A 25740-nucleotide genomic window follows, 5' to 3' on the forward strand; every position below is an offset into this window, starting at 1 on the left:
CCCTGTCGCGTCCTGCGCGAGCGTGTAGATCCGTGTGTTCGGTCAGCAGCGTAAAGGCACCGACCGGGTCCCGGCTACGCAGGGCGAACGGCGAGGTGGACCACGTCCGGTACGCCCCGGGCAACCGGGACCTCTTCGGTTCTTACCCCGCTGAACCCGGCATTCCGCAATGACTCTTCGAAATCGGCGGACGGCTGGGCGGACCAGACGGCGAGGACTCCGCCGGGGTTCAGCCGGGCCGCGCAGGCCGCCAGACCGGCCGGTGAGTAGAGGCTGTCGTTGTCCTCCGTGACGGTCCAGTCGGGGCCGTTGTCGATGTCCAGGCAGAGCGCGTCGAAGGTGTCGGGGGAGCTGCGGACGTACTCGACCAGGTCGCCGTGGACCAGCACCGTGCGCGGGTCGGCGAGCGCCTCGCCGGAGATCCGGGCCAGCGGCCCCTCGCGGTGCCAGTCGATGATCGCCTGCTCCCGCTCGACGACCGCGATGCGCCCCCAGGCGGGCTCGGCGGCCGCGTGCGCGAGCGAGAACCCGACCCCGAGCCCGCCCACGAGCACGGCGGGGTGCGGGCGCGCTCCGAGCGCCGAGAGGGCGGCGTCGATCAGCAGCCGCTCGGACCGGCCGTCGGAGGTGTCCATCAGGAAGGTGCCGTTGGCGATGATCTCGAAGTCCTCGCCGCGCCGGCGCAGCACCACCTCGCCGTACGGTCCCTCGCGGCGGTCGAGCGTCACGGGCGTTGTAGCGGGCGCGGTCACGGGTGTCGTCACAGCCATGATCCTCAGCGTAGCGAGGTGCGGGCCGACCGCTGTGACCTATGTCATGGACGTGATCGCACATGATCGCGTTGGCTGGGAGCAGGGTTGATCCGGGGGTGTTGTGCAGGGGGTTTGTCGACAGGGAAGGGCGGCCTCGGGTGCACCGGCTGCGGACGCGCGGGACGAGTGACGGCGTCGAGCTGCTGAAGGGCATCCCGCAACAGCGCACGGCGAGCACGACTCCGGTGGCGCCGGTGACACCGGTGGTGCCGGTGACGCCCACGGTGTCCGCCCCGGCTCGTCGGCCGGCGGCCCGGTGGCGGCGGTGCGCGCGGCTGCTGCCCTCGCCGAGCGGTACGCCGTTCACCTTCGGCTACACCCTCGTTCTGGTCGCCACCTCGCTCTTCGCCGAGTACGGCGACCCGGGGACCGTCGCGCGACTGCTGCACGCCTCCAGCACCGACGTCGCCCACCTCTCGCGTACGCCGCTGCTGGTGCTGGTCGCCAGCGCGCTGTGGGTGGCGGGCGGGCTGTTCTCGCCGTACGCGATCGGGTTCGTGTTCGTGCTGACGGCGCTGGAGCGCCGGATCGGTGCGTGGCGGGCGGCCGCCGTGTTCCTGGTGGGGCATGTCGTGGCGACGCTCGCGACGGAGATCCCGGTCGCGCTGTCCGTGCTGGCCGGGCACCTGCCGGACACGTCCCTGCACCGGCTCGACTACGGCATCAGTTTCGGGCTGATGGCGTCCGTCGGCGCCCTGGCCGGGCTGCTGAACCCGGTGGCGCGCGGGGTCGTGCTGGCGTGGGTGTCGGTGATGCTGCTCCAGGACTTGGTGGCCTTCGAGGACCCGCTCACCAACTGGGGCCACCCGCTGGCGCTGGCGATCGGCGTCGGCTGCTGGCCGCTGCTGCGCCGCACGGGCCGGCGGCGCTCCTGAGCGCGCACGGCCCGTACGGTCGGCTCCGGACGATCCCGGTCAGCGGCCCCTCCACCCGCTTGCCTCGCCAAAGTGTGACAAATGGTGCATATGTGGTCACGCGCTGCTTCACTGACGCCGGGTGGCCGGTCGCGGCGCCCTCTTCGTCAGAAGGAGAGAGAACAGAGCATGAAGATCACGAGCAGCACCCTGAAGCGGCTGGCCATCCCGGCCGTGGTCGCGGGCCTGGCGCTTCCCCTGGCGGTCGCCTCACCGGCGTCCGCGCAGCCGGCCGCCTCCACGGTGACCCGCGCGTTCGGCACGGTCGCGCTGAGCGCGCGTGACGGCGGGGACGCGGCGGACGTGCAGAACCAGGTCCGCTTCTTCGCCGTGGCGACCAGTACCGGAACCTTCCTGCATGTCGAGGATCTCAACGGCATCACCGCCGGTCCCGGGTGCCAGCAGCGGACCGCCACGGTCGCCAGATGCGGCACGCTCTCGGGCGTGAGCCGGCTCAGCGCCACCCTCCGTGACGGTGACGACTCCGTGACCGTCCAGGTCGCGCGGAACACCACGGTCGACGCCGGTTCCGGCAGCGACACCGTGTTGACCAACTCCGGCAGCGACACGATCAACATCAGGGACGGTGGCGGCGGCGACGTCGTCACGTCCTGTGGCGGCGGGTCGGACACGGTCTTCATGGACGCCTCGGGCGACGAATCCGCGGCCAACTGCGAGTTCGTGAACGACCAGGACTGAGCCCGTTCCCCCTTCCGGCCCGCCACCCCACCCGGGGCGGCGGGCCGGAGGCGTTTCAGGGGCAGGGCGCCTACTGATCGCTCAGAGCGAACAAGCGTGGGGAACACTTCGGCTGTCATAAGCATTGAGTGTGTACAGCTCAACTTGACTGCCGAAGGGGAGATCATGGCTTCGACGTCCACACCGCTCACCCTGCCCGTGCTGCCCCTCGACGACGAGGTCGTGCTGCCCGGGATGGTGGTGCCGCTGGACCTGTCCGACACCGAGGTGCGCGCCGCGGTGGAGGCCGCGCAGGCGGCGGCCCGGTCGTCCGGGACGCAGGGGGGCAAGCCCAAGGTGCTGCTGGTGCCGCGCATCGACGGGACGTACGCGGGCATCGGCGTCCTCGGCACCGTCGAGCAGGTGGGGCGGCTCTCCGACGGCGACCCCGGCGCGCTCATCCGCGGCCGTGGCCGTGTGAAGATCGGCGCCGGTACGACCGGCCCGGGCGCCGCCCTGTGGGTCGAGGGCACCACCGTCGAGGAATCGGTGCCCGATCCGCTGCCCGGGCAGGTCACCGACCTTGTCAAGGAGTACAAGGCGCTGGCCACGAGCTGGCTCAAGAAGCGCGGCGCCTGGCAGGTCGTGGACCGCGTCCAGCAGATCGACGGCGTCTCCGCCCTCGCCGACAACTCCGGCTACTCGCCCTTCCTGACCGTGGCCCAGAAGGTCGAGCTGCTGGAGACCGAGGACCCCGTCGCCCGCCTGAAGCTCGCCACCGAGCAACTGCGCGACCACCTCGCCGAGCAGGACGTGGCCGAGTCCATCGCCAAGGACGTCCAGGAAGGCGTCGACAAGCAGCAGCGGGAGTTCCTGCTGCGCCGTCAGCTCGAAGCCGTCCGCAAGGAGCTGCGCGAGCTCAACGGCGAGAAGGAGGGCGAGGAGTCCGACGACTACCGGGCCCGCGTCGAGGCCGCCGACCTCCCCGAGAAGGTGCGCGAAGCCGCCCTCAAGGAGGTCGACAAGCTGGAGCGGTCCAGCGACCAGAACCCCGAGACCGCCTGGATCCGCACCTGGCTCGACACGGTCCTGGAGATGCCGTGGAACGAGCGCACCGAGGACAGTTACGACATCAAGGGCGCCAAGGAGGTCCTGGACGCCGAGCACGCCGGCCTGGAGGACGTCAAGGAGCGCATCACCGAGTACCTGGCCGTGCGCAAGCGGCGCGCCGACCGCGGCCTGGGTGTCGTGGGCGGGCGGCGCGGCGGCGCCGTGCTCGCGCTGGTCGGCCCGCCGGGCGTCGGCAAGACGTCACTGGGCGAGTCGGTCGCGCACGCGATGGGGCGGAAGTTCGTGCGGGTCGCCCTCGGCGGCGTGCGCGACGAGGCGGAGATCCGGGGCCACCGGCGTACGTACGTGGGCGCCCTGCCGGGCCGGATCGTGCGGGCCATCAAGGAGGCCGGGTCGATGAACCCGGTGGTCCTGCTCGACGAGATCGACAAGGTCGGCTCCGACTTCCGGGGCGACCCGGCGGCCGCGCTGCTGGAGGTCCTCGACCCGGCGCAGAACCACACCTTCCGCGATCACTACCTGGAGGTCGAACTCGACCTGTCCGACGTGGTCTTCCTCGCCACCGCCAACGTCCTGGAGGCCATTCCCGAGGCGCTGGCCGACCGGATGGAGATCGTCCGCCTCGACGGCTACACCGAGGACGAGAAGGTCGTCATCGCCCGCGACCACCTCCTGCCGCGCCAGTTGGAGCGGGCCGGCCTGGAGAGCGGCGAGGTGACGCTGGACGAGTCGGCGCTGCGCAAGCTCGCGGGCGAGTACACCCGTGAGGCGGGCGTACGGAACCTGGAGCGGTCGATCGCCCGGCTGTTGCGCAAGGTCGCCGCCCAGCACGAACTGGGCGAGCGGGAACTGCCCGTCACCATCGGCGAGGGCGACCTGCGCGGGCTCATCGGGCGCCCGCACCACGTGCCCGAGTCCGCCCAGGACCCGGCCGAGCGCCGCACCGCCGTGCCCGGTGTCGCCACCGGACTCGCGGTCACCGGCGCGGGCGGTGACGTCCTGTTCGTCGAGGCGTCGCTGGCCGACCCGGAGACCGGCGCCGCCGGGCTGACGCTGACCGGCCAGCTCGGTGACGTGATGAAGGAGTCCGCGCAGATCGCCCTGAGCTTCCTGCGCTCCCACGGCGCCGAACTGGAGCTGCCCGTCACCGGCCTGAAGGAGCGGGGCGTGCACATCCACTTCCCGGCGGGCGCGGTGCCCAAGGACGGCCCGAGCGCGGGCATCACGATGACGACCGCGCTGGCGTCGCTGCTGTCCGGGCGGCTGGTCCGTACGGACGTGGCGATGACCGGCGAGGTGTCGCTGACCGGGCGGGTGCTGCCCATCGGGGGCGTGAAGCAGAAGCTGCTGGCCGCGCACCGGGCGGGCATCACGACCGTGATCATCCCCAAGCGGAACGAGGCGGACCTGGACGACGTCCCGGCCGAGATCCTCGACAAGCTGGAGGTCCACCCGGTCACGGACGTCCGCCAGGTCCTGGAGCTCGCCCTCTCCCCGGCGACGACGGCCGCGTCCACCGAACCCCTGGCGGCCTGAGCCGCCGCGCTGCCCGGAGCCCCGCCGCGTCCCGCTCGCGCGGCGGGGCGCCGGCGCGCCCGCGGGCCGCCCGCCTCCGCCCGCCGCCCGCCGCCCGGGCCCGCGTCCGCCGCCACCCGCGCCCGCCTCCGCCCGCCTCCGCCCGCGTCCCCGTGGGCGCCCCGCGCGCCGGGAGGCGTTACGCGCCCGAGGCCTTCACCGCGCGGTCGTACAGCGTGCGCGTCGCCGCGTCGAAGAGGACCGCCGTCGACTCCGTGTCCGTGTCGCCGCCGCTGAGGACGCCGATCAGGCGGCCGTCCGCGAGCCAGGGGCTGCCGCTGGTGCCGTCGAAGAACCCGGCGCACGCCATCACCATCGAGCCGGCCAGGTCCGGGTCCCGCCGGGTGTCCGTGGTGCAGGAGATGGGGCCGTCGGCCGGATTGTGGTCCTTGTTGGGGTAGCCGGTCACCGTCACGCGCCGCTCCGGGCCCGACGCCCAGTCGGGCCGCGCCGCGCCCACCACCTGCTGCACCTGGCGGCCACGGGCGTCCGGCTCCAGCGTGAGGAAGGCGTAGTCGTGGGCGTCCGCGTCGTCGCCGGCGGCCTTCCACGCGTCGGCCACCTGCACCGTACGGACCTTCCACGTGCCGTACGGGCGGGCGTTCCCACGGAACCCGGGGGCGAACGAGAAGCCGGCGGCGGCCGCCCCGTCCGCGTACACACAGTGCGCGGCGGTCGCGACGACGTTGCCCTTGGGGCTGTCCACCACGCTCGCGGTGCACCAGTGGCCGTCGTCGTCGAGGAGCACCCCGACCGACGGCAGCCCCGGGGACGGCTCCGCCGAGCGCTGCGGCGCCGCCGACGGGGCCGGCGTGGCCGCGCCGTCGGCCACCGCCTCCGGGCGCGGGGCGGAATGGGACGGCCCCCCGCACGCGGTGGCGGTGGTCACGACGGCGGCGATCCACAGCAACGGTCTCTTGCAGCGCATAGGGCCCATCCTTGCCCACGGGCGCGCCGCTCAGTCATCCAGCCATCCCCGCGACGACGCCTGCGCCCCTGCCTGGAACCGCGTCCGGGCGTTCAGGGACTCCAGCAGCCGGCTGATCCGCCGCCGGGCCGTGTGCACATGGACGCCCAGGCGGCGGGCGATGGCCTCGTCCTTCAGCCCCGCCGCCAGCAGCGCCAGCAGCTCCCGTTGCGGCCCGGGCAACGCACCGGGCCCGTCCCTCTCCACGCCCAGCGGCGCGGCCCGTTCCCACACCGCCTCGAACAGCGGCACCAGCGCGCCGCACAGCAGTCCGTCGCCGATCACGAGCGCGGACGCCCGCGGACCGGCGGCGTCCACCGGCGGCAGCAGCGTGACGCGCCGGTCCACCGCGACCAGTCGCGCCGGGACGCCCCCGGCGACCCGTACCCGCAGTCCGCGCTCCACCAGGCCGTTCAGCGCCCGCGTCCACCCCGGGTCGGCGAGCCCGGCCCGGTCCAGCACCGCGCGCACCTCCACGCCCCGGGCCAGCAGCGACCCGACGTCCAGCGCGGCGAAGGGCGGCCTGTGAGGGCTCCGGTCCAGGATGAGCACCTCCCGTTCGGCGGCGTCCAGCAGTTGCCCGGCCCGCTCGGTGAGGGCCCGGCGCCCCGTCACCACCTCGACGCGCCCGCGCCCGTCCCCCTGGGCGCCGGCGTCCCCCGCGAGCCGGTCGGCGGCCAGCCGTAACCGCGCCAACTCCGCCGATCTCAAGTGCAGTTCCGCCTGTCGGCGGTGGATGAGCGTGCGGATCGCGGCGGCCGGCGCCGCCGGGTGCGGCAACGCGCCCTCGTGGGACGGATCGGGCGGCCGGGCGAAACCGTGCTCGACGAGCCGGTCCAGCGCCGCGTCCAGCCGCTCGCGCGGCAGGTCCAGCAGTCGCGCCAACTCGTCCGCCCCGTCCGCCTGTTCCTTCAGCAGCGCCTCGTAGGCGCGCTCCTCGGTCCTGCCCAGGCCGAGAGTGGTCAGTTCTCCCTGGATCATGCGTCGGATTCTCACTCCGCCTTCACAGGCCACACAAGTGTGCGTGTCCACTTCTCAACCCCCGTCATCCGTTGCCGCGTTCGCCCCGGCGCCGCTTGCATGGCCATGACCACCTGAACGGCTGACCAGCACGTGGGAGGGGTACGGACTGTGCGTAAACCCAGCACGCCCGGCACGACCGGCCGGCATCCGGCGAGATCCGGCATACGGGCGGGGGCCCGGGCGGCGGCACTGCTCGCCGCCGCCGGGCTCCTGATCACCGCGGTTCCGGCCTCGGCGGCGACCCCGCCGGCCGCCGAACCGCCCGCCGACGTCATCCCCGGGGCGCGGACCGCGACCCCCGCACTCGTCGACGGCATCCGGGAGGCGGCGGACGCCAAGGCGAGCCCGGCCGACGCGGCGCGCAAGCACCTGGCCGCCAAGGAGAGCCGCTACAAGATCGCCGAACCGGGGCGTGATCTCGCCCCCGTACAGACGCTGAAGCGCGGCGCGGAGGAGACCGTACGGCTCCAGCAGAAGCACCGGGGCGTGCCCGTGCTCGGCGGGCAGTACGTGGTCCGGATGGAGACCAAGGGCGGCGAACGGGTCGTCACCGGCACTTCCGGCAAGTACTTCACGGGCCTGACGACCGGGGTGCGGCCGACCGTGGCCAAGGACGTGGCGGTACGCCGCGCGGTCGCCGCGACCCTGGAACGGCTCGGCGGCCGGCGGCTGGCGCTCAAGGACGCCGAGAAGGCCACGCCGCTGCGCGGCACCGCCGGGGACCTGGTGGTCGTCCCGCGCGGCGAGGGCGTGCTCACGTACCACGTGACCGTACGCGGTACCCACCCGGTGACCGGCGCGCCGGTGCTCCAGCACGTGTACATGGACGCGCGGGCCGGTTACCCGGTGCTCCAGTTCAGCGGCATCAAGACGATCGCGCCGCCGAAGGCCCCCACGGGTACCGCCGCGAAGCAGGCCGACGACCCGGCCGCCCCGCACCCCGGGACCGCGGGCAGCGGCACGCTGCTCAACGGCACCCAGGTGGACCTCAACGTGCGCCAGGCGGCGGCCGACCGGTACGTGCTGGCGGACCACGCCCGGATGGCGGCGGGCAGCAAGAACGCCCTGACCACCTGGGACGCCCGCGACAAGGACGTCTTCGAGGTGGTGGGCGGCTGGCCGGCCGATCTCAAGGAGTTCGGCTCGCCGGCCGCGCGGTTCGGCAAGGACGCCACCGACGCGGGCGCGGTCGACGCGCACTGGGCGGCCGGGCAGGTCTACGACTACTACAAGGAGCGCCACGGCAGGGACGGCCTGGACGGGCGCGGCTCGGCCGTCAACTCGCTGGTGGGCGTGACGGACATGGGCCTGCCGTACGTCAACGCCTTCTGGGACGGCACCAAGATGGTGTACGGCTCCGGCGACGCGGACTACAAGCCGCTCTCCGCCGACCTCGACGTGGTCGGCCACGAGATGACGCACGGCGTCGTCGAGAACAGCGCCAACCTGGTGTACGCGGGCCAGTCCGGCGCCCTCAACGAGGCCGTCGCCGACTACTTCGGCAACGCCATCGACGTCACGCGGTCCGGCATGGCGATGGACCACCCCGACGCGGGCCTGATCGGCGAGGACCTGTGCCGCAGGGCGGCGCCCCGCGCCTGTGCGTTCCGCGACCTCAACGACGGCGCCACGACGTCCAGGAGCTTCCTCGGGGCCACCTTCGGCACCGACAACGGCGGCGTGCACCTCAACTCGACCATCTTCTCCGGCGCCCTGTGGGACATGCGCCAGGACCTGGGCGCCGAGCTGGCCGACCGAATCGTGTACAAGGCGCTGACCGAGTACATGACCCCGCTGGACGGCTTCACCGACGGGCGCAACGCGGTCCTCGCCGCGGCGAAGGACCTGGGCGTCACCGGGCAGCGGCTGAACACCGCCAAGCGGTCCTTCAACGCCCACGGCATCGTCGCGGGCTGGGAGGAGGCCCTGGGGGTCGACTCCGACGAGCTGCTGGGCAAGCTGAACATCACCGGCACCGGGGTGCAGGCCGGCGGTGGCTGGTGGACGGTCGCCAAGTCCAACGACGACGGCACCGAGCCGTACTCCGTCTACGCGGGCCGCGCCGACGGCGAGGGCAGCCCGAGGCTGATGAGCCCCAACGACGGCCGCTACCACGTCTACCCGGCGACGGACGGCAAGACCGTCGTCTGGGCGGCGTACGGCGCGACGAGCGTGGACATCCTGTCCCGCCCGATCGCGGGCGGGCCCATCAAGAAGCTGTACTCGTCCACCACCTCCGACGTCGCCGGACTGCGGACCGAGAACGGCGTGACCGTCTTCGAGACGCTCGGGCTGTTCTCCCGCCACGTCGTCCACCTGCGCGCGGGCGACCGTGAACCGACGTACGTGGACGGTGGCGGTGACGACGTCCTGACCGGGCTCCCGTCGGTCTCGCACGGCAGGATCGCGTACGCCAAGCTCTACCCGGAGGGCGGCGAGTACCGGCTCGGCGTGGAGCTCCTGGACCTGAGGACCGGCAAGAAGACCATGACCGAGCGGCTGGACGAGCCGCAGACCCTGGGCCAGACCGCCCTCAACGGCAGCCACGTCTTCTGGCTCACCGACGAGAACATCGCCGACGACGGCCAGATGGGCATCCGCCGCGCGAACGTCGACGGCACCGGCTCGTACGACATCAGCGGCGAGGCCAAGCCGGGCGCGCTGATCGCCCACGAGCTCACGGTCTCCGAGTCGGCGGTCACGGTCAACGCCTCCCTGCCGGACACCGCGTACCGCAATGAGACCCTGCCGAAGAACTGGCAGCTCACCACCGACGGCACCCGCAAGGAGCGCGTCTCCTGCAACCGCGGCGAGCAGCTCTCCCCGGCGGCGCTTCACGGCACCGGGGTCGTCTGGATCGACGGCACGACGGGCTGGACGAACCTCGTCACCCGCTCCCGCCCGGCCGGCCTCTGCGGCTGAGGCACGTCCCTCCGACAACCCCCCGGCGCCCGTCCGCGCCGGGGGGTTCCGCCGTTCTCGTCGGGCGGTCAGCCGTTGGCGAGGGCCTGGAGGCGGTCGTAGGCGCCGTTGAACTTGTTGTGGTCGCCGACGATCGGGCCCGTGGAGGTGTACTGCCACATCGTGTAGTACGTCCAGCCGGCCGGCAGTTCGCCCACCGTCGTGTTGTAGCGGGCCACCCACAGCGGGCTGGAGGCGCCGAAGCCGCCGTAATCGCCCGTGCACTGCTTCCACCAGCTCGTGGCCGTGTAGATCACCGCGTCCCGGCCCGTGCGGTACTTGTAGCGGTTCAGGAAGTCGCGGATCCAGCTCACCATCGCCGACTGGCTCTTGCCGTAGCAGGCCGCCCCATACGGGTTCCACTCCATGTCCAGCGCGCCGGGCAGGGTCTTGCCGTCGCGGGACCAGCCGCCGCCGTTGTTGGCGAAGAAGTCCGCCTGGGCCGCGCCGGTCGTGGTGTCGGGTGTGGCGAAGTGGTACGCGCCCCGGATCATGCCGATGTTGTAGGAGCCGTTGTACTGCTGGGGGAAGTACGGGTTCTTGTAGTACGTCCCCTCGGTGGCCTTGACGTAGGCCCATTTCACGCCGCTGTTCCACAGGGCGGCCCAGTCGACGTTGCCCTGGTGGCTGGAGACGTCCACGCCTTCGGTCTGGACGGCACGGTTGTCGGGCGGCAGGCCGCCGACGCCGTCGTGGGCGGGGACGCCCATGCCCATGTACGCGCTGCCCCGGGCCGGCGGGGCGGGCGGCTTGCCGGCGGCGGTCGCCGCTGCCGGGAGGGTGAGGGCGAGGGCGATGAGCAGCGGGATGAGGGCCGGGGTCGCGAGGAGCGTGACGGATCTGTGCACGGGCATGGCGTGCCTCCGAAGGCCTCGGTGGGGGTGGAGCGCGGGGATGACGGCATGTGTGGCGTGAACATGCCATTCATGACGCTACGCACGTAGAACCGGCCCGTGGAAGAGGGGCTCCGTGCCGCCGTTGGTCTATGCCTGCGAAATACTGGGCGAGCTGCGGCAATGGCCCGCCGCCGAACACAACTTTCAGAGCCGGGAAAGCGCGCGAGGGGTGCTGACGTGCAGGAAAGCCGTACGGGGAATGCCGCCGAAGTCGACGAGGAATTCCTCGCCCTGGAGCGTGAATTGGCGGTCTTCCTGCGCCGCGCCCGCGCCTCGTCCGGCGAAATGGCCCGCGAGGTCCACCCCGAACTCGAACCCGCCGCCTACGGTCTCCTGGTCCGCCTGGAGGAGGCCGGTACCCAGCGCGCCACCGACCTCGCCGCGTACTTCGGCGTCGGCAAGGCCACGATGAGCCGCCAACTGCGCGCCCTGGCGGACCTCGGGCTCGTCGCCCGCGACCCCGACCCCGCCGACGGCCGCGCCTCCCTCGTACGCCTGACCGAGGAGGGCCGCAGCCGCTTCCGCCGCGTACGCGACGCCCGCCGCGCCCGCTACGTGCGCAAGCTCGCGGGCTGGGACCGCGCCGAGGTCGCCGAGCTGGCCCGGCTGCTGCACCAGCTCAACACCTCGGCCGAGAGCTGACCACATTTTGCGAAGTCGATAACCGGGTGACGGTGGCCGGATGCGCACCCCCGCCTCCATCATCGACCGATGATCAAGAACGTTCTCGGCGCCGCCCTCGCGGGGGCCGTCCTCCTCACGTCCGCCACAGCCGCCCATGCCCGTGATCACGAGGCCGACTGGCAGCGGGTCGGCGACGACATCACCACGGGCATCAGCGGGATCGCCGTCGGCGGCGTACACCGCGGCACGGCGGACCTGCTCGCCGTGCGCGACAACAAGAAGCCCGGTGAGAACCGGCTCGTCGCCCTGCGCCACCGCCCGGGCGCCCAGCCGTGGCAGCGGCCCGTCGCCTGGGCCGGGGAGCCCGCGGTGGACCTGGAGGCGATCGACGCCGTGCCCGGCCGGCCGCACGAGTACATCGCGCTCACCGGCCGGGGAACGGCGTACCGGATCCACTGGGAGCCGGGGCAGGACACCGCGCGGGTCCTGGCCGCCTTCGCCGTGCCCGGGATCTCCCCGGACGACAACTACGAGGGGTTCGCCCTCACCGCCACCCGGGGCGGGGAGATCATCGCCGTGTGGGCCGACCGGGGGCAGGACGACCGGCCCGCGACGCTGTCCGCGGCGGAATGGGACCCGCGCGACAACACCTTCGGCGAGCGGACCGCCGCGGAGTTCCGCGTGCCCTACCCCGCCCAGGACGTGCGGCACATATCGGATGTGGAGGTCTCGGCCACCGGCCGCGTGACGGTCTCCTCCGCGTCGGACCCGGGCGACGACGGGCCTTACGACTCGGCCCTCTTCGACGCGGGCCGGGTGACGGCCGGCCACGGCGACCGCCTGCGCCTGACCGTGCACCGCTCACCGCACCGGCTCGCCGCGTTCCCCGGCCACAAGATCGAGGCCCTGGCGTGCCTGCCCGGCTCCCGCGAGGGCATCGTGGGCACCGACGACGAGAACGACGGCGGTGCGGTCACCACCACGGACGTCTGCCGCCCGTGACCGGATGACCGGGGGCGGCGCCCTCAGGGCCCTCGGACTCCCGGGCGCTCACAGCTCGACGTGCACCACGGTCGCGTCGTCGTGCCGCTTCCAGCGGTACGCGTACGAGGGCGACGCCTCCAGCTCCCGCACCCGGGCGATCAGCCCGTGCGGGCCCTCCTCGCTCACCACCGCGAAGCAGTCCGCCCAGTCGCCCCTCTTGAACACCTCGGTCCAGCGCGTCGCCCCGTCCGTCATGGCGACCAGCGCCCGCACCTCGGCGGACGGGACGCTGCCGGTGACCGCGCGGGCCGCCACCGACGGGTCGGCCGCGGCCGTGAAGAAACCGCCCTCCTTGTTCCGCACGGTCGCGTCCGTGACCGCGTGCGACGCCAGCGAGCCGGGCGGCAGCCGGTCGAGCCGGTCGTCCAGCACCGCCCGTACCGCCCCTTCCGGCGACCGGAGCAGCAGCACCGAGTCGGCCAGCACCAGGTACTCGACGCTTTCCGCGTCCCAGCGCGCCACGACCACCGTCGCCTGAGGCGTACGCACGTGAGAAAGGTCACACGTGTCGCGGTGGGCGTCCGCGGTGCGCCGAATTGCCTCCGCCAGAATCTCGGCCATCGTCAGGTCGGGGCGGGAACCGGACAGTTCGGTCAAGGCGCCACCGAGCCTCGCCGTGAACCAGGGGACCGAGTGCACACAACCGTCATCGTCGAGCGGGGGCGTCACCCCGTCCAGCACCACCAGGGTGCCGCCCTGGCCGGACGCGGGAACCGCCACGGAAGCCCAGTCCTCGTTGGGGCGTTGCGGTGTGCCCGGCACGGAGGAGATCTCGCTGCGCATGCGCCCCAGTCTGCATGACTCCTTCACACGGCCCACAAAGGGCCGGAATTGGCCTGTACCAGCAGGCCGGAAGGGGGTACGAGCCGGAATCCGGTCCTCCGGCAAGATGCGGGCGCGCATCCTGCCAAAGCCCGCGTGGATCTTTCAACCCGTCCCACCGCGCGCCCATGGGGCATGCGCCCGGGAGAGTTGTTCGCCAACTCCGGATTGTTGTTCACTCCTTCGGGTGGCGGAGTGGCCGACGTGTGCCCCCTTCAACAACAGCGCTGGAATGGTCGAGGCCGTACCAGGGGTTGGGGGGCTGATCGCATGTGTGACCGGTCGTCACCTCTGCTTCATGGGCGGACGAGTTCAAGAATGTGAGAACCGGTGCAGAAGCGCAGTGAGACTCCCGGCGATCCCCAGGCACCGGGCGGCCGCGGCGTACGGGTACGCAGCCGGCTCGTCGTCGGCGTCGCCCTGGTCGGGATCACCGTCCTGGGGGCCGGCGCCCCCGCCGTCCTCACCGCCTCCGGCGACCTCACCGACTCCCAGCGACTGGTGACCCTCGCCGAGCTCAACCGGCAGGCGGTCACCCTCGCGCACTCCCTCGCCGACGAGCGCGACGAGGTCACCGCGTACATCGCCGCCGGCCGGGGCGCCGCCAAGGGCGGCGAGGAGGGCGACAAGGAGGGCAGCGGCGGCAAGGGCGCCCCGCCCGCCGTCGACGCCGCCCACCGCGCCCGCGTCGACCGGCAGATCGACGAGATCCACGCCGCGGCGCCCGCCGGCCTCCGCCGCGACCTCGCGGACCTGCCCGCCATCCGGCGCTCCGCCCTCACCGGCAAGGGCACCGCCATGGAGGCCCACCGCGCGTACACCGACGTCATCGCCAAGCTCCACGCCCTGTCCGCCCAGCTCGCCGACAAGACCCCCGCCCGCGCCGCCGACGCGGGCGCCGGCACCCGGGCCCTCGCCGAGCTCGGCCGGGCCGTCGACCAGGCCTCCGCCACCCGGGGCCTGCTCCTCGGCGCGCTCGCCGTCCCCGGCAAGAAGAGCACCGGCCTCGTCTACGACCCCGTCACCGGGCAGTACGTCGAGCCGGAGGACCCCGCCGGCGACGAGGCCGACCGCACACGCGGCGCGCTGAGCGCCGCCGCCCAGCAGGCCCGGGTCCGCGAACAGGCCGCCCTCGCCGACTTCGACCAGGCCGCACCGCCCGCCGCCCGCGACTCCCTCGCCGCCACGGTCACCGGCCCCGAGGTCAAGAGCGCCGAGACCTACCTCGCGGGCCTAACCGACCGGCCCGAGCTGTCCAAGGACGAGCGCAAGACCGACCAGGAGAAGCTCCGCGCGACCCTCACCGCCCGCATCGAGCAGATGCGCGGCGTCGAATCCTCCCTCGCCACCGGTGAGGTGCGGCGCATGGAGCAGCTCCGCGACGACGACGTCACCGCGCTCGAACTGCGCATCGCGCTCCTCGGCGGCTGCCTGCTCATCGCGATCGGCGTCTCCACCGCCGTCGCCCGCACCCTCACCCAGCCGCTCGCCGTCCTCCGCATCGGCGCCGCCCGCCTCGCCGGAGCGCCCGAGACGGAGGAACCGGTCCGGTACACCGGCCGCAACGACGAGTTCGCCCAGGTCGTACGCTCCCTCAACACCCTGCACGGCAAGCTCCTCGACCTCGGCGCCCGCGCCGAGCAGCTCGACGCCGAGCGCACCGACGCCGTCGCCGCCCGCGAGGCCCTCACCGCCGAACTGGCGGGGCAGCGCGCCCAACTGCGCGAGCGGACCGAAGAGATCAGCGCCGAGCTGGAGGCGCTGCGCGGCAGCGTCCACCACACGTTCGTCAACCTCTCCCTCCGTACGCTCGGGCTCGTCGAGCGGCAGCTCGCCGTGATCGAGAAGCTGGAGGAGCGCGAGCAGGACCCGGAGCGGCTCGCCACGCTCTTCAAGCTCGACCACATGGCCACGGTCATGCGCCGCCACAGCGAGAACCTCCTCGTCCTCGCCGGCCACGAGCACAACCACGCCCACCAGGGCCCGGTTCCGCTGGTCGACGTGGCGCGCGCCGCCGTCAGCGAGATCGAGCGGTACGAGCGGGTCACCATCCAGTCCCTGCCGCCGCACGCGTACGTGGCCGGGTTCGCCGCCGACGACCTGAGCCACCTGCTCGCCGAGCTGCTGGAGAACGCCACGTCCTTCTCGCCGCCGGACGCCAAGGTCCAGCTCTCCGGCTGGCTGCTGGAGAGCGGCGAGGTGATGCTCTCCGTCGAGGACGAGGGCATAGGGATGACGGAGGGCCGGCTCGCCGAGCTGAACGCCCGCCTGGCCGACCCGGAGACGGAGCCCGCGTCCGCCGCCGACCGGGACGGCGAGGGCCTCGGCATCCGGGTGGCCGCGCTGCTCGCGGCGCGGCACGGCGTACGGGTCCAACTGCGGGAGCACAAGCAGGGCGGCGTGACGGCGGTCGTGGTCCTCCCGCCCGCGCTGCTCCCGGACGCCCCGCCGACCGCCCTGCCCCCGTCGGTCGCCGTCGCGGGCACGGCCCCCACGCTGAACCTCCCCGGCTCGGTCGCCGAGGCCAACTCCAACACGCTCCCCGGCGCCCGCACGGCCCGCGACCCGCTGGTCGCCGCCGCCGAAGCGACGATCGCCGCGACCTCGGCCGGCGCCCCCACGGACGACGCGCCCGAACCGGACGCCCCCGCCGGGCCCGAGACCACCCTTCAGGTCCGCGCCCCGGGCGCACCGGAGGCCGGGGCCGACGAGCCCGGCACCGAGCCGGAGCACGAAAAGACCGACAGCGAGCCCGAGCCCGAGCCCGAGCACGGCGCCGAGGTGCACGAGCGCGCGGAGGACGCCGAGGGCGACGAGGCCCAGCCGCGCGCCCGCGAGCCCAAGTGGGAGCGCGTCACCGACAAGGGGCTGCCCAAGCGGACGCCCAAGGTCGTGGAGCCGACCGCGCCGGCCGCCGGGCGCAAGGGCGGGGTGGACGCCGAGGCGCTGCGGCGCCGGCTCGGCGGGTTCCACCAGGGCGCCCAGGCGGGCCGCCGCGACGCCGAGGCCGAGATCGCGGAGAGCACCCAGCAGTTGGAAGCGGTACGTACCGAAGAGACGGGGGACACAGTCGAGGAGGCACGCAGTTGACTGCGAGGACCGGCAGTACCACCGGCACCGCACCGTTCGGACTGAGCAGCGAGGCCAAGAACCTGCACTGGCTGCTCGGCAACCTCGTCGAGGAGGTGCCGGGGGTCCGTTCCGTAGCCGTCGTCTCGTCCGACGGGCTGATGCTGCTCTCCTCCGACCCGGCGGAACGCAAGGCCAAGGCCCCGGCCGACCGCCCCCGGTCCGACGGGCCGCGTGGGTCCAGCGCCGACCTCGCCACCATCGTCTCCGGCATCGGCAGCCTCACCATCGGCGCCGCCAAGCTCATGGACGGCGGCGGCGTCAAGCAGACGATGGTCGCGATGGAGGAGGGCAGCGTCTTCGTCATGTCGATCAGCGACGGCTCGCTCCTCGGCGTGCACGCCACGCCCGACTGCGACATGAGCGTCGTCGCGTACCACATGGCGCTCTTCGTCGGCCGGGCCGGACACGTACTCACGCCCGAACTCCGCAGAGAGCTGCGCCAGTCGATGGAGAGTGCCGAATGACCTCCGCATCCGCCGCCGGCCGACTGCCGGTCCGGGGCGGCGGGCGGCGGCCCGCCCGCGTCCGTCCCTATACGCTCACCGGCGGCCGCACCCGCTTCGGCCACGTCCTGCTCGTCGAGACGTTCGTCGCCGCGCTGGAGGCGCCCGAGGAGCGCAAGGAGCTGACGAACGGCACGCTCGTCTCCCGGGTCATGCCGGAGATGCGGGCCATCGTCGAGATCTGCCGCCGTATGCGTACGGTGGCCGAGATCTCCGCGCTGCTGAAGATGCCGCTGGGCGTCGTCCGGGTGCTGCTCAGCGACCTGGCCGACCAGGGGAGGATCCGCGTGTACGGCACCGGTCACGGCACCGGCCAGCCCGACCGCGCACTGCTCGAAAGGGTGCTGAGTGGTCTCCGCCGTCTCTGAGATAGCCGTGGAAGAGCCTGAGGCCCACTCCTGGCAGCTCGACCACACCCGCGCCCCCATCGCGACGAAGGTCGTCGTGGCGGGCGGCTTCGGCGTCGGCAAGACGACCTTCGTCGGATCGGTCTCCGAGATCACGCCGCTCCAGACCGAGGCGCTGATGACCCAGGCGAGCGAGGACACCGACGACCTGTCCGCGACGCCCGAGAAGCTCACCACGACCGTCGCCATGGACTTCGGGCGCATCACGCTCGACGACGACCTCGTGCTGTACCTCTTCGGTACGCCGGGGCAGCAGCGGTTCTGGTTCATGTGGGACGACCTGGTGCGCGGCGCGATCGGCGCGATCGTGATGGCCGACACCCGGCGGCTGACGGACTGCTTCCCGGCGCTGGACTACTTCGAGAGCTGCGGCCTGCCGTACGTCGTGGCGGTCAACCACTTCGAGGGAACCGAGCTGTTCGAGGCCGAGGACGTGCGCGAGGCGCTCACGGTGCCCAAGGACGTACCCATCGTGATCATGGACGCCCGGAAGCGGATCACGGTGGTCGACTCGCTGCTGGCGCTCGTCGCCCGTGCCCTCGAAACCACCCCTGAGTAAGGAAAAGAGACCTTCGATGCGGAAGATACTCATCGTCGGAGCCGGGCAGTCCGGCCTCCAGCTCGCCCTCGGCCTCCAGTCGCAGGGGTACGAGGTCACCCTGATGTCCAACCGCACGGCGGACGAGATCCGGGCCGGCCGGGTCATGTCCACGCAGTGCATGTTCGACACGGCGCTCCAGCACGAGCGGGACCTCGGCATCAACTTCTGGGAGTCCCAGGCGCCGCGCATCGAGGGCCTCGGTGTCTCCGTCGGCGCGCCCGACGGTTCCCGCCCGGTCGACTGGGTCGCGAAACTGGACGGGTACGCCCAGTCCGTCGACCAGCGCGTGAAGATGGCGGGCTGGATGGAGACCTTCGCGCAGCGCGGCGGCCAGCTCGTCATCCACGGCGCGGCGGTCTCCGACCTGGACTACTTCTCGCGCACGTACGACCTGGTGCTCGTCTCGGCGGGCAAGGGCGAGCTGGTGTCGATGTTCGGCCGGGACGCCTCCCGCTCCCCGTACAGCGAGCCGCAGCGCGCGCTGGCCGTCGCGTACGTCCACGGGCTCGGGCCGCGCCCCGAGCACCCGGACATGGAGGCGGTCCGCTGCAACCTGGTGCCGGGGGTCGGCGAGCTGTTCGTGATGCCGACGCTGACCACCAGCGGCCGGGCGGACATCCTCTTCTGGGAGGGCATCCCGGGTGGCCCGCTGGACGTCTTCCAGGGCGTCAAGGACCCCTCCGAGCACCTGGCGCTGACGCTGGAGCTGATGGAGAGGTTCACGCCCTGGGAGTACGCGCGGGCCACCAAGGTGGAGCTGACCGACGCCAACGGCACCCTGTCCGGCCGGTACGCCCCGACCGTCCGCAACCCCATCGGGCGGCTGCCCGGCGGCGGCCTGGTCCTGGGCGTCGCGGACGTCGTCGTCGCCAATGACCCGATCACCGGCCAGGGCTCCAACTCGGCCTCCAAGTGCGCCGCCTCCTACCTCGCCTCGATCACCGAGCACGGCGACAAGCCGTTCGACGAGGCGTGGATGCGGCAGACGTTCGACCGCTACTGGGAGACCGCCCAGCACGTCACCAAGTGGACCAACGCGATGCTGGGCGTCCCGCCGGAGCACGTCCTGAACCTCATCGGCGGCGCCGGCCAGCTCCCGCCCGTGGCGCACCGGATCGCGAACGGCTTCAACGACCCGTCCGACTTCGAGAACTTCTTCTACGACCCGGACAAGGCGGGTGCCTATCTGGCGTCCGTCGCGGGGGCGTGACGGTCAGCCCGTGAGCTGTCCGGCGGTGAGGTGCTCGACGGTGGGCGCCACGGTGCCGAAGAGGTCGGCGATGGTCGTCAGGCTCGCCGTCTTCAGCGCGGCGGCGGGCACGGTGCTGCCGTCGGGCGCGGCCAGCGAGCGGGTGGCGGTCGCCTCGGCCACGACGGTGGGCCGGTAGCCGAGGTTGAATGCGCCCTGGGCGGTGGAGGCCACGCACATGTGGGTCATGAACCCGGCCAGGACCAGGTCGGGTCCGGCGTCCAGGGCGCGCAGCGTCTTCTCCAGATCCGTCCGGTGGAAGGAGTTGGGGAAACCCTTCACCACGACCGGTTCGCCGTCGACGGGCGCCACTTCCGCGCTGATGGCGCCGATCTCGGCACGGATGTCGTACGGCGTGCCCTCGCCCCCGTCGTGGATGACGTGGACGACCGGCGTGCCGGCCGAGCGGGCGGCGGCGAGCAGCCGCGCCCCGGCGGCCAGCGCGGGCTCGGCGCCGTCGAGGGCCATGACGCCCGTGCGGTAGGTGTTCTGGAAGTCGATCAGTATCAGGGTGGTCTCGCCGAGGCGGGGCAGGGTGTTGTCGAGGCCGGTGACGTCACGCAGGGTCGTGGAGACATTCATGGGTGAACGGAGCCTTTCGGTCGGTCAGGAAGCGGTACGGAAGCGGCGCCGGTAGGCGGCCGGGGTGGTGCTGATCTGCTTGCGGAAGGCGCGGTGCAGCGTTTCCACCGAGCCCATGCCGGTCGCCGCCGCGATCCGCTCCAGCGGCTCGTCGGTGGTCTCCAGCAGGCGGCGGGACGCCTCGACACGTGCGGCCTCCACGTAGGCGGCCGGGCTGGTGCCGGTCTCCTGGCGGAAGACCCGGGCGAAATGGCGCTCGCTGAGGCACATGCGCTCGGCCAGCACGGGCACGGACAGGTCGTCGTCGAGGTGCTCGGTGATGAACACGCGCAGCTCGTCGATGTCCCGGCGGGCCGGCGCGGGCCGGCTGAGCGGCACGCTGAACTGGCTCTGGCCGCCCTGCCGCCTGAGGTACATCACCAACTGCCGGGCCACGGCCAGGGCGGGCTCCTCGCCGTGGTCCTCGGCGACCAGGGCGAGCGCCAGGTCCATGCAGGTGCTGATGCCCGCCCCGGTCCACACCTGGCCGGAGCGGACGAAGATCGGGTCGGCGTCGACGCGCACCCGCGGGTACTCGGCGGCCAGTTGTGCCGCGGTCGACCAGTGCGTGGTCGCCCGCCGCCCGTCCAGGAGCCCGGCGGCCGCGAGCACGTGCGCGCCCACGCACACCGACGCGATCCGCCGCGCGTACGGTGCCGTCGCCCTCACCCACTCCACCACGGTGTCGTCGACCCGGGCCACCGGGCCGTCCGGGGAGGGGTCCACCGCGCCGGGCACCACCAGGGTGTCCACCGCGGCCCCCACCTCGGCGAAGGTCAGGTCCGTCACCAGACGTACGCCGGCCGACGTGACGACCGGCCCGGCCCCGGGGCCCGCCAGGCGCACCTCGTACCCGGCCCGGCCGTCGGTCACCCGGTTGGCCAGGGCGAAGACCTCGGCCGGGCCGGTGACGTCGAGCAGGTCGACGTCCGGGAAGACCGCGATGACGACGCGGTGGGAAGTGGGCATGCGTCCATGGTCACGGCGGGGCCCGATGGCCGCAATGACGGCTCTCTGTCACATTCGGCCACCCGCCGCGGCGGGCCTCAGCCCCGGTCGTTGCCCTGGTCGTTGCCCTCGTCGGAGCCGCCCGCCGCGCCCGGGGGCAGCCGCGGCGGGGTGTAGGCGCGCAGGGAGCGGGCGGTGGGGTCGGGGCGTACCGCGCCGAGGAGGGGGTTGGCGGCGATGGGGGAGACCTTGACGCGGGCGCCGGGGCGGGGTGCCTGGATGACGAGGCCGTCGCCCAGGTAGATGGCGACGTGGGTGGCCTTGGGGAAGTAGACCACCAGGTCGCCGGGGCGCAGGGCGCGCAGGGGCACTTTGGGGAGGGTGCGCCACTGTTCCTGGCTGGTGCGGGGGATGGGGCGGCCCGCCTTGGCCCACGCCTGCGAGGTGAGGCCCGAGCAGTCGAAGGACTCCGGGCCCTCGGCGCCCCACACGTACGGTTTGCCGATCTGTCCGGCGGCGTACTCCAGGGCCTCGTCGCCCAGTTCGGAGGGGGTGCGGGTGCCGGTCAGCTCGCCGGTGGCGAGGAGTTCGCGCTGGGCGGCCGCCGTTTCGGCCTCCTCCAGGGCGGCCAGCTCCTCGACCTCGTCGTCCGACAGCGCGGCGAGGGTCTCCTCGACCTCCTTGAGCCGGGCGGTGACCTCGTCGCGGGCCTTCTTCTGCTTCTCGGCCAGTGTCTGTTCCCGGTCCAGCGCCTTGCGGGAGGCCGTGGCCAGTTCGTCCGCCCGCTTCTCGCCCTTCTCCAGCCGGGCCACGGTGGCGGCTCGTTCACGCGCGGCGCGCCGGAGCAGCCGGTGCTGGTCGAGGGCGTGGTCGGGGTCGCGGGCGAGCAGCAGGCGCAGGGAGGAGGAGAAGTCGGTACGGCCCTGGTACTGGGCGCGGGCCAGCCGTCCGGCGTCGGCCCGGGCGCGGGCGAGGGAGTCGCGGGTGCGGCTCAGGTCACCGGTGAGCTTCTTCGTCTCGGCGGTGAGCGCCTTCAGTTGCTCCTCGGTGGCGTTGTACGTCTCGGTCGCCTCCTCCGCCTGCTGGTACAGGGTGCGGAGCTGGGCGAGCAGCTCCGGCACCGTGGACTGCGGTGGTTCGGGCGCGGCGGTCGCGGGGCCGGCGGGCAGGGTCGCCAGCAGGGCGGCCACGCACACGGTCCGCAGCAGTTGTCCTGACATGCCATCACCTCCGCCCCCATCGTGAAGCGGTGGATGATACGACTAGCGCATAAAATGCATGACTGGGCGGATCGGCCCAACACGGTCACCCGTCCCGGTCACTCCACCGGCAGCGCGTAGAACGTCCGGTCGCGGCGCACGACGACACCGGCCTCGCCCGCCGCCAGGGCGGTGTACGGGGCCGACGTGTCCTTGCCGCCCGGGCCCTGGACCCCGGCGTCCTGGAACTTCCACAGCCGCCGCCCGTCGTCCGCCCCGAACGCGGTGACCTGCGAGCCGTCCGCCGCGAGCAGGGTGCGGCCGCTCGTGCTGACGGTCACGCCCGGCACGTCACCGCCCGGCGCCGCCTCCGTCGTGCGCCGCCAGCGCGCCCGGCCGGTGGCCGGATCGACCGCGTACACCGCCTGGGAGCGGTCCGCGACGTACAGCGTGCCGCCGCGCACCTCGGCACGGCCGAAGACGCCGCCACCCGCCAACCGCCACAGCGGCCTTCGGGTACGGGTGTCGAACGCGTGCAGGGCGTCGCCCACCGCCGGGTAGAGCCGCCCCGACCCGTCCCCGGACACCGTGCCGCCCGGCCGCGCCCCGCCGAACGGACGGAACCACCGGCGCGCCCCGGTGGCCCGGTCGTGCGCGTAGAAGATCGCGAGCCCCTTGGCGGCCTTGACCTGCGCGGCGGTCAGCGACCGCGGGTCCTGGCGCACGACGAGGGCGTCCGGCCGCAGCGCGAGCACCTCGTAGGCGGGGGTGTACGGGGGGCGGCCGTTGGGTACCTGGACGCGCCACAGCTCCTTGGAGCGCGCGACGTCGTACGCGAAGAGGTACGTGCGGGTCGCCACCGTGCCGGTGAACCACACGACGTCGCCCGCGTGTCCGGCGACCGCCGACAGGCGCAGGCCGCCGGGGAACGGCGTCCGCCCCTCGACCGTGCCGTCCTTCGGCGACAGCAGCCGGAACCCGTCGGTGCCGACGACGAGCAGCCGGTCGCCGCCGACGGTCAGGGCGCGGTGCCCGGAGGCGGCGTCGGCGCGCTGCCAGAGGCGCCGGCCGGTCGCGAGGTCGACGGCCGTGGTGTGGGCGTCGGAGGTCAGGACGAGGGTGCGGTCCCGCCAGACGGCGGCGTTCAGCGCGGAGCGTTCGGTGGCGGGGTGCGCGTACGCCCAGCGCGGCTGCGGCGGCACCCCGGACACGGCGGGGCGGGGCCGGGCCGCGGGCCGGGCGTCGGTACGCGGCTCCTCGCCGTCGCCTGACGCGAACGCCAGCACGCCGCCGCCCCCGAGGACGGCTCCCGCCACACCCGAGGCCAGACCGGTGAACAGCCCACGGCGGGAGAGCGCGGGTGACGCGGAGGCCGGTGCGGGCGCCGGAACCTGGACCGGGAGCGGCACCGGCAGGGCGGGCACCGGTGCCTGCGCCTGGACCGGCGGAGCGGGCGGCAGGAGCACCTGCGGCAGCCGGGCGGCCGGCACCAGTTCCCCCGCGGGCGGCTCCCGCCGCACCTGCCGCCCGACCCGCACGGTCCGCCCGTCGAGCCCGGCGTCGGGGGAGCCGGCGTCGGGGGAGCCCGCGTCGTCGGCACCCGCGTCGTCGTTACCCGCCCCGTCGGCGGCACCCGCCCCGTCGGCACCCGCCCCGCCGGCCCCCGCGTCCGCAAGGTTCGGGTCTGCCCCGGTCGGCCCATCGAGTGGGGCCTTGAGGGCCGTTACCCGGGTCGCTTGGGCGTCGATGGCCGTGGTCAGCCGGTTCGGCAGCCAACTGGTTCGGGCCAGGGCCGCCGCGCCCTCCAGGGCCAGTGTCGCGGCGACGCGGCCGGCCGTGGGGCGGTCCTCGGGGGACTTGGCGAGGCACTGGGCGATCAGCGGGCGCAGGTCCTCCGGGACGGCGCCCAGGTCCGGTTCGGCGTCCGCGATGGCCGCCGCGTCCGGCAGCGGAGGGGCGCCGGCCGCGGCGTACGCCAGCAGCAGGCCCAGCACGAAGACGTCCGACGGCGGGCCGGGCTCGTGCCCGGCGGCCTGCTCGGGGGTGAGGTAGCCGAGCCGTACCGACAACTGCCCACCCGCGCGGGCCTCCGCCGACTCCGCCGCGCCCAGCGCGCCGAACGCGGTCAGCCGTGGCCCGTCGGCCGCCAGCAGCACCGTGCCGGGGGCCAGCCCGTGCAGCACCGCCCCGGTCGCGTGCACCCGCGACAGGGTCTCGGCGAGCCCGGCGCCCAGCACCCGTACCGCCTTCTCGGGCAACGGCCCGGCGAGGGCGACCGCCTCGCCCAGCGTGAGCGCGGGTTCGTAGGGCGTCGCCGTCCACAGCCGGGGCCCGTCGACGTCGGCGGCCAGCGGCCGCGGCACCCACCCGCCGGCCAGCCTCTCCGCCGTACGCGCCTCCGCCGCGAAGCGCCGCCGGAACGCGGGCAGTTCCGCGAGCCCGGCCGGCGCCACGGCGACGACGGCCGTCGTACCGTCGTCGTCCCGCGCGAGGTACCGCACCGCGCTCGCGGACCCGCCGAAGCGGGCCAGCACGGTGTACGGCCCGCAGTGGCGGGGGTCACCGTCCCGCAGAGGGTCGATCGGCTGGAGAGGCGACGACGGTTCCATGCGGAAACTCCCCCTTTGGCGGCACGGTGGCGCGAATGCCCGTGATCCTACGACTTCCGGGACCAGGGCCAGTTCAGCTCGCGCCGCTCGCGCCCCTCGGGGGCGTACTCGTACTTCCAGCCGCGCTGGAGCCCGAGCCGCTTCGTGTAGCCGGAGGGGACGCGGCGGTAGGCGTGGACGGTCGGCGGGCCGCCGTCCTCGGCCGGGACGGGGACCGTGTACCACTTGGGCGGGTGGCCGGTGATGCCGGTGAGGACCGGCAGGACCCGGCCGTCCAGGGGGCCGCCGTAGAAGGGGGTGTTCTCGCTTCGCACGCAGCCAGTGTCACAGGAGGTGCGCGGCCTCGCTCACCACGGGGATCACGCGGCGCGCCAGGGTGCCCACCGGGCCCTCGGCCGTCTCCTGCGCCAGCAGCCCCGCCACCGCGCCGGCCGTCTGCTCGTCGGTCGCGGCGGTCGCCGTCAGCAGGGCGACCAGGTGGTCGACCAGCCAGGCGCGCAGTTCGGCGGCGGGCGGCCGCTTGTCCTCGTCCAGCCAGATCAGCGACGCCGCCTCGACCGCCGCGATCCACGTGCGCACCATCATCCGCAGCCTCGGCCCGGGCTCCGGCACGCCCAGGTGGAGCAGGATCTGCTCGGCGGCGGCGCGCCGCACCTCGTCGACGATCGCGGTCGTACGGGACGTCTCGGCGACGCTGCCGCCCTGGAGCAGGGCGCTGAACCCGGCGTCGTGCTCGTCGACGAAGGCCAGGTACCGGTCGAGGACGCGGGCGAGCCGCTCGGTCGGCGGCCCGACGGCCGGTTCGGCGAAGCACAGTTCCAGCTCGTCGGCGGCCGACCGCAGCGCGGCCTCGTACAACTCCTGCTTGCCGCCCGCGAAGTAGCGGTACACCAGCGGCCGCGACACCCCGGCCGCCTCGGCGACGTCGTCGAGCGAGACGTCCTCCGGCGCCCGGTGCGCGAAGAGCGAGAGGGCGACGCCGAGGAGCTGCGTACGGCGCTCCTCGACGCTGAGCCGTCGGTACGCGGGTGCGGGCGTGGCGGCACTGGTCATGCCCGCAGCGTAACTCCGCGCCATCCTCCGT

Annotated in this window: 22 protein-coding genes; 11 read left to right on the plus strand and 11 right to left on the minus strand. The window is 73.6% G+C overall.

Annotated features, from left to right (window positions below):
- Positions 1 to 74: 74 nt before the first annotated feature.
- The gene (locus tag ACZ46W_RS08500) at positions 75 to 770 is read right to left on the minus strand and encodes a spermidine synthase family protein (RefSeq protein WP_366127481.1); all 696 of its coding nucleotides are present in this window, start codon (positions 768 to 770) and stop codon (positions 75 to 77) included.
- A gap of 140 nt (positions 771 to 910) precedes the next feature.
- Here ACZ46W_RS08500 and ACZ46W_RS08505 point away from each other — a divergent pair, with 140 nt between their 5' ends.
- The 3 genes from ACZ46W_RS08505 (at position 911) to lon (ending at position 5011) form a co-directional block, all read left to right on the plus strand.
- Complete coding sequence (locus ACZ46W_RS08505; RefSeq protein WP_468333405.1) at positions 911 to 1687, plus strand: rhomboid-like protein; 777 nt, start codon at positions 911 to 913, stop codon at positions 1685 to 1687.
- A 168-nt stretch (positions 1688 to 1855) separates the two neighbouring features.
- The gene (locus ACZ46W_RS08510; protein WP_468333408.1) at positions 1856 to 2425 is read left to right on the plus strand and encodes a hypothetical protein; all 570 of its coding nucleotides are present in this window, start codon (positions 1856 to 1858) and stop codon (positions 2423 to 2425) included.
- A 165-nt stretch (positions 2426 to 2590) separates the two neighbouring features.
- Positions 2591 to 5011, plus strand: a complete 2421-nt coding sequence (gene lon / locus ACZ46W_RS08515) for an endopeptidase La (RefSeq protein ID WP_468333411.1) — start codon at positions 2591 to 2593, stop codon at positions 5009 to 5011.
- A 178-nt stretch (positions 5012 to 5189) separates the two neighbouring features.
- Here lon and ACZ46W_RS08520 read toward each other — a convergent pair whose 3' ends face one another.
- Together ACZ46W_RS08520 and ACZ46W_RS08525 are read right to left on the minus strand one after the other, a co-directional pair.
- A complete protein-coding gene (locus ACZ46W_RS08520) occupies positions 5190 to 5978 on the minus strand; it encodes a trypsin-like serine peptidase (RefSeq protein WP_468333414.1) in 789 nt (262 codons plus the stop codon).
- A gap of 30 nt (positions 5979 to 6008) precedes the next feature.
- Entirely contained in the window at positions 6009 to 6998 is a 990-nt protein-coding gene (locus ACZ46W_RS08525) for a TrmB family transcriptional regulator (protein ID WP_468333417.1), read from the minus strand.
- Positions 6999 to 7148: 150 nt separating this feature from the next.
- Here ACZ46W_RS08525 and ACZ46W_RS08530 point away from each other — a divergent pair, with 150 nt between their 5' ends.
- Positions 7149 to 9962, plus strand: a complete 2814-nt coding sequence (locus ACZ46W_RS08530; RefSeq protein WP_468333420.1) for a M4 family metallopeptidase — start codon at positions 7149 to 7151, stop codon at positions 9960 to 9962.
- Between the two features lie 68 nt (positions 9963 to 10030).
- Here the strand turns inward: ACZ46W_RS08530 and ACZ46W_RS08535 are convergent, their stop codons facing one another.
- Positions 10031 to 10855, minus strand: coding sequence for a lysozyme (locus ACZ46W_RS08535; RefSeq protein WP_468333423.1), 825 nt, complete (start codon positions 10853 to 10855; stop codon positions 10031 to 10033).
- 219 nt (positions 10856 to 11074) lie between these two features.
- On the opposite strand from ACZ46W_RS08535, the gene ACZ46W_RS08540 reads away from it, so the two are divergent.
- Both ACZ46W_RS08540 and ACZ46W_RS08545 read left to right on the plus strand, forming a co-directional pair.
- Positions 11075 to 11539, plus strand: coding sequence for a MarR family winged helix-turn-helix transcriptional regulator (locus tag ACZ46W_RS08540; RefSeq protein ID WP_468333426.1), 465 nt, complete (start codon positions 11075 to 11077; stop codon positions 11537 to 11539).
- A gap of 69 nt (positions 11540 to 11608) precedes the next feature.
- Positions 11609 to 12523, plus strand: coding sequence for a hypothetical protein (locus ACZ46W_RS08545; RefSeq protein WP_468333429.1), 915 nt, complete (start codon positions 11609 to 11611; stop codon positions 12521 to 12523).
- A gap of 48 nt (positions 12524 to 12571) precedes the next feature.
- Here ACZ46W_RS08545 and ACZ46W_RS08550 read toward each other — a convergent pair whose 3' ends face one another.
- Positions 12572 to 13348, minus strand: a complete 777-nt coding sequence (locus ACZ46W_RS08550; RefSeq protein WP_468333432.1) for a protein phosphatase 2C domain-containing protein — start codon at positions 13346 to 13348, stop codon at positions 12572 to 12574.
- Between the two features lie 369 nt (positions 13349 to 13717).
- Here ACZ46W_RS08550 and ACZ46W_RS08555 point away from each other — a divergent pair, with 369 nt between their 5' ends.
- The 5 genes from ACZ46W_RS08555 to ACZ46W_RS08575 are packed head-to-tail and all read left to right on the plus strand — an operon-like array spanning position 13718 to position 19240.
- Positions 13718 to 16477 carry a nitrate- and nitrite sensing domain-containing protein gene (locus ACZ46W_RS08555; RefSeq protein WP_468333435.1) on the plus strand — a complete coding sequence of 920 codons (2760 nt, stop codon included), beginning with the start codon at positions 13718 to 13720 and terminating at the stop codon, positions 16475 to 16477.
- The gene (locus ACZ46W_RS08560; RefSeq protein WP_468333438.1) at positions 16474 to 16983 is read left to right on the plus strand and encodes a roadblock/LC7 domain-containing protein; all 510 of its coding nucleotides are present in this window, start codon (positions 16474 to 16476) and stop codon (positions 16981 to 16983) included. The genes ACZ46W_RS08555 and ACZ46W_RS08560 overlap by 4 nt, the downstream gene beginning before the upstream one ends.
- Positions 16980 to 17390 (plus strand): DUF742 domain-containing protein, encoded by a 411-nt coding sequence (locus tag ACZ46W_RS08565; protein ID WP_468333441.1) that lies wholly within the window; start codon positions 16980 to 16982, stop codon positions 17388 to 17390. The genes ACZ46W_RS08560 and ACZ46W_RS08565 overlap by 4 nt, the downstream gene beginning before the upstream one ends.
- A gap of 1 nt (position 17391) precedes the next feature.
- On the plus strand, positions 17392 to 17988 hold the full coding sequence (locus tag ACZ46W_RS08570) for a GTP-binding protein (RefSeq protein WP_468334711.1): 597 nt from the start codon (positions 17392 to 17394) through the stop codon (positions 17986 to 17988).
- 16 nt (positions 17989 to 18004) lie between these two features.
- Entirely contained in the window at positions 18005 to 19240 is a 1236-nt protein-coding gene (locus ACZ46W_RS08575; protein ID WP_468333444.1) for a styrene monooxygenase/indole monooxygenase family protein, read from the plus strand.
- A gap of 3 nt (positions 19241 to 19243) precedes the next feature.
- Here the strand turns inward: ACZ46W_RS08575 and ACZ46W_RS08580 are convergent, their stop codons facing one another.
- From ACZ46W_RS08580 to ACZ46W_RS08605, 6 genes are all read right to left on the minus strand, one after another.
- A complete protein-coding gene (locus ACZ46W_RS08580) occupies positions 19244 to 19861 on the minus strand; it encodes an isochorismatase family protein (RefSeq protein ID WP_468333447.1) in 618 nt (205 codons plus the stop codon).
- A 24-nt stretch (positions 19862 to 19885) separates the two neighbouring features.
- The gene (locus tag ACZ46W_RS08585) at positions 19886 to 20869 is read right to left on the minus strand and encodes a GlxA family transcriptional regulator (protein WP_468333450.1); all 984 of its coding nucleotides are present in this window, start codon (positions 20867 to 20869) and stop codon (positions 19886 to 19888) included.
- A 77-nt stretch (positions 20870 to 20946) separates the two neighbouring features.
- Complete coding sequence (locus ACZ46W_RS08590; protein ID WP_468333453.1) at positions 20947 to 22068, minus strand: C40 family peptidase; 1122 nt, start codon at positions 22066 to 22068, stop codon at positions 20947 to 20949.
- A gap of 98 nt (positions 22069 to 22166) precedes the next feature.
- Positions 22167 to 24656: an outer membrane protein assembly factor BamB family protein gene (locus tag ACZ46W_RS08595; protein ID WP_468333456.1), complete on the minus strand. Its 2490-nt coding sequence runs from the start codon at positions 24654 to 24656 to the stop codon at positions 22167 to 22169.
- 47 nt (positions 24657 to 24703) lie between these two features.
- Positions 24704 to 24970, minus strand: coding sequence for a hypothetical protein (locus ACZ46W_RS08600; protein ID WP_468333459.1), 267 nt, complete (start codon positions 24968 to 24970; stop codon positions 24704 to 24706).
- Positions 24971 to 24980: 10 nt separating this feature from the next.
- Positions 24981 to 25709, minus strand: a complete 729-nt coding sequence (locus tag ACZ46W_RS08605) for a TetR/AcrR family transcriptional regulator (protein WP_366127461.1) — start codon at positions 25707 to 25709, stop codon at positions 24981 to 24983.
- Between the last annotated feature and the right edge of the window lie 31 nt (positions 25710 to 25740).

It is taken from the genome of Streptomyces sp. NPDC031064 (genome assembly GCF_055570965.1).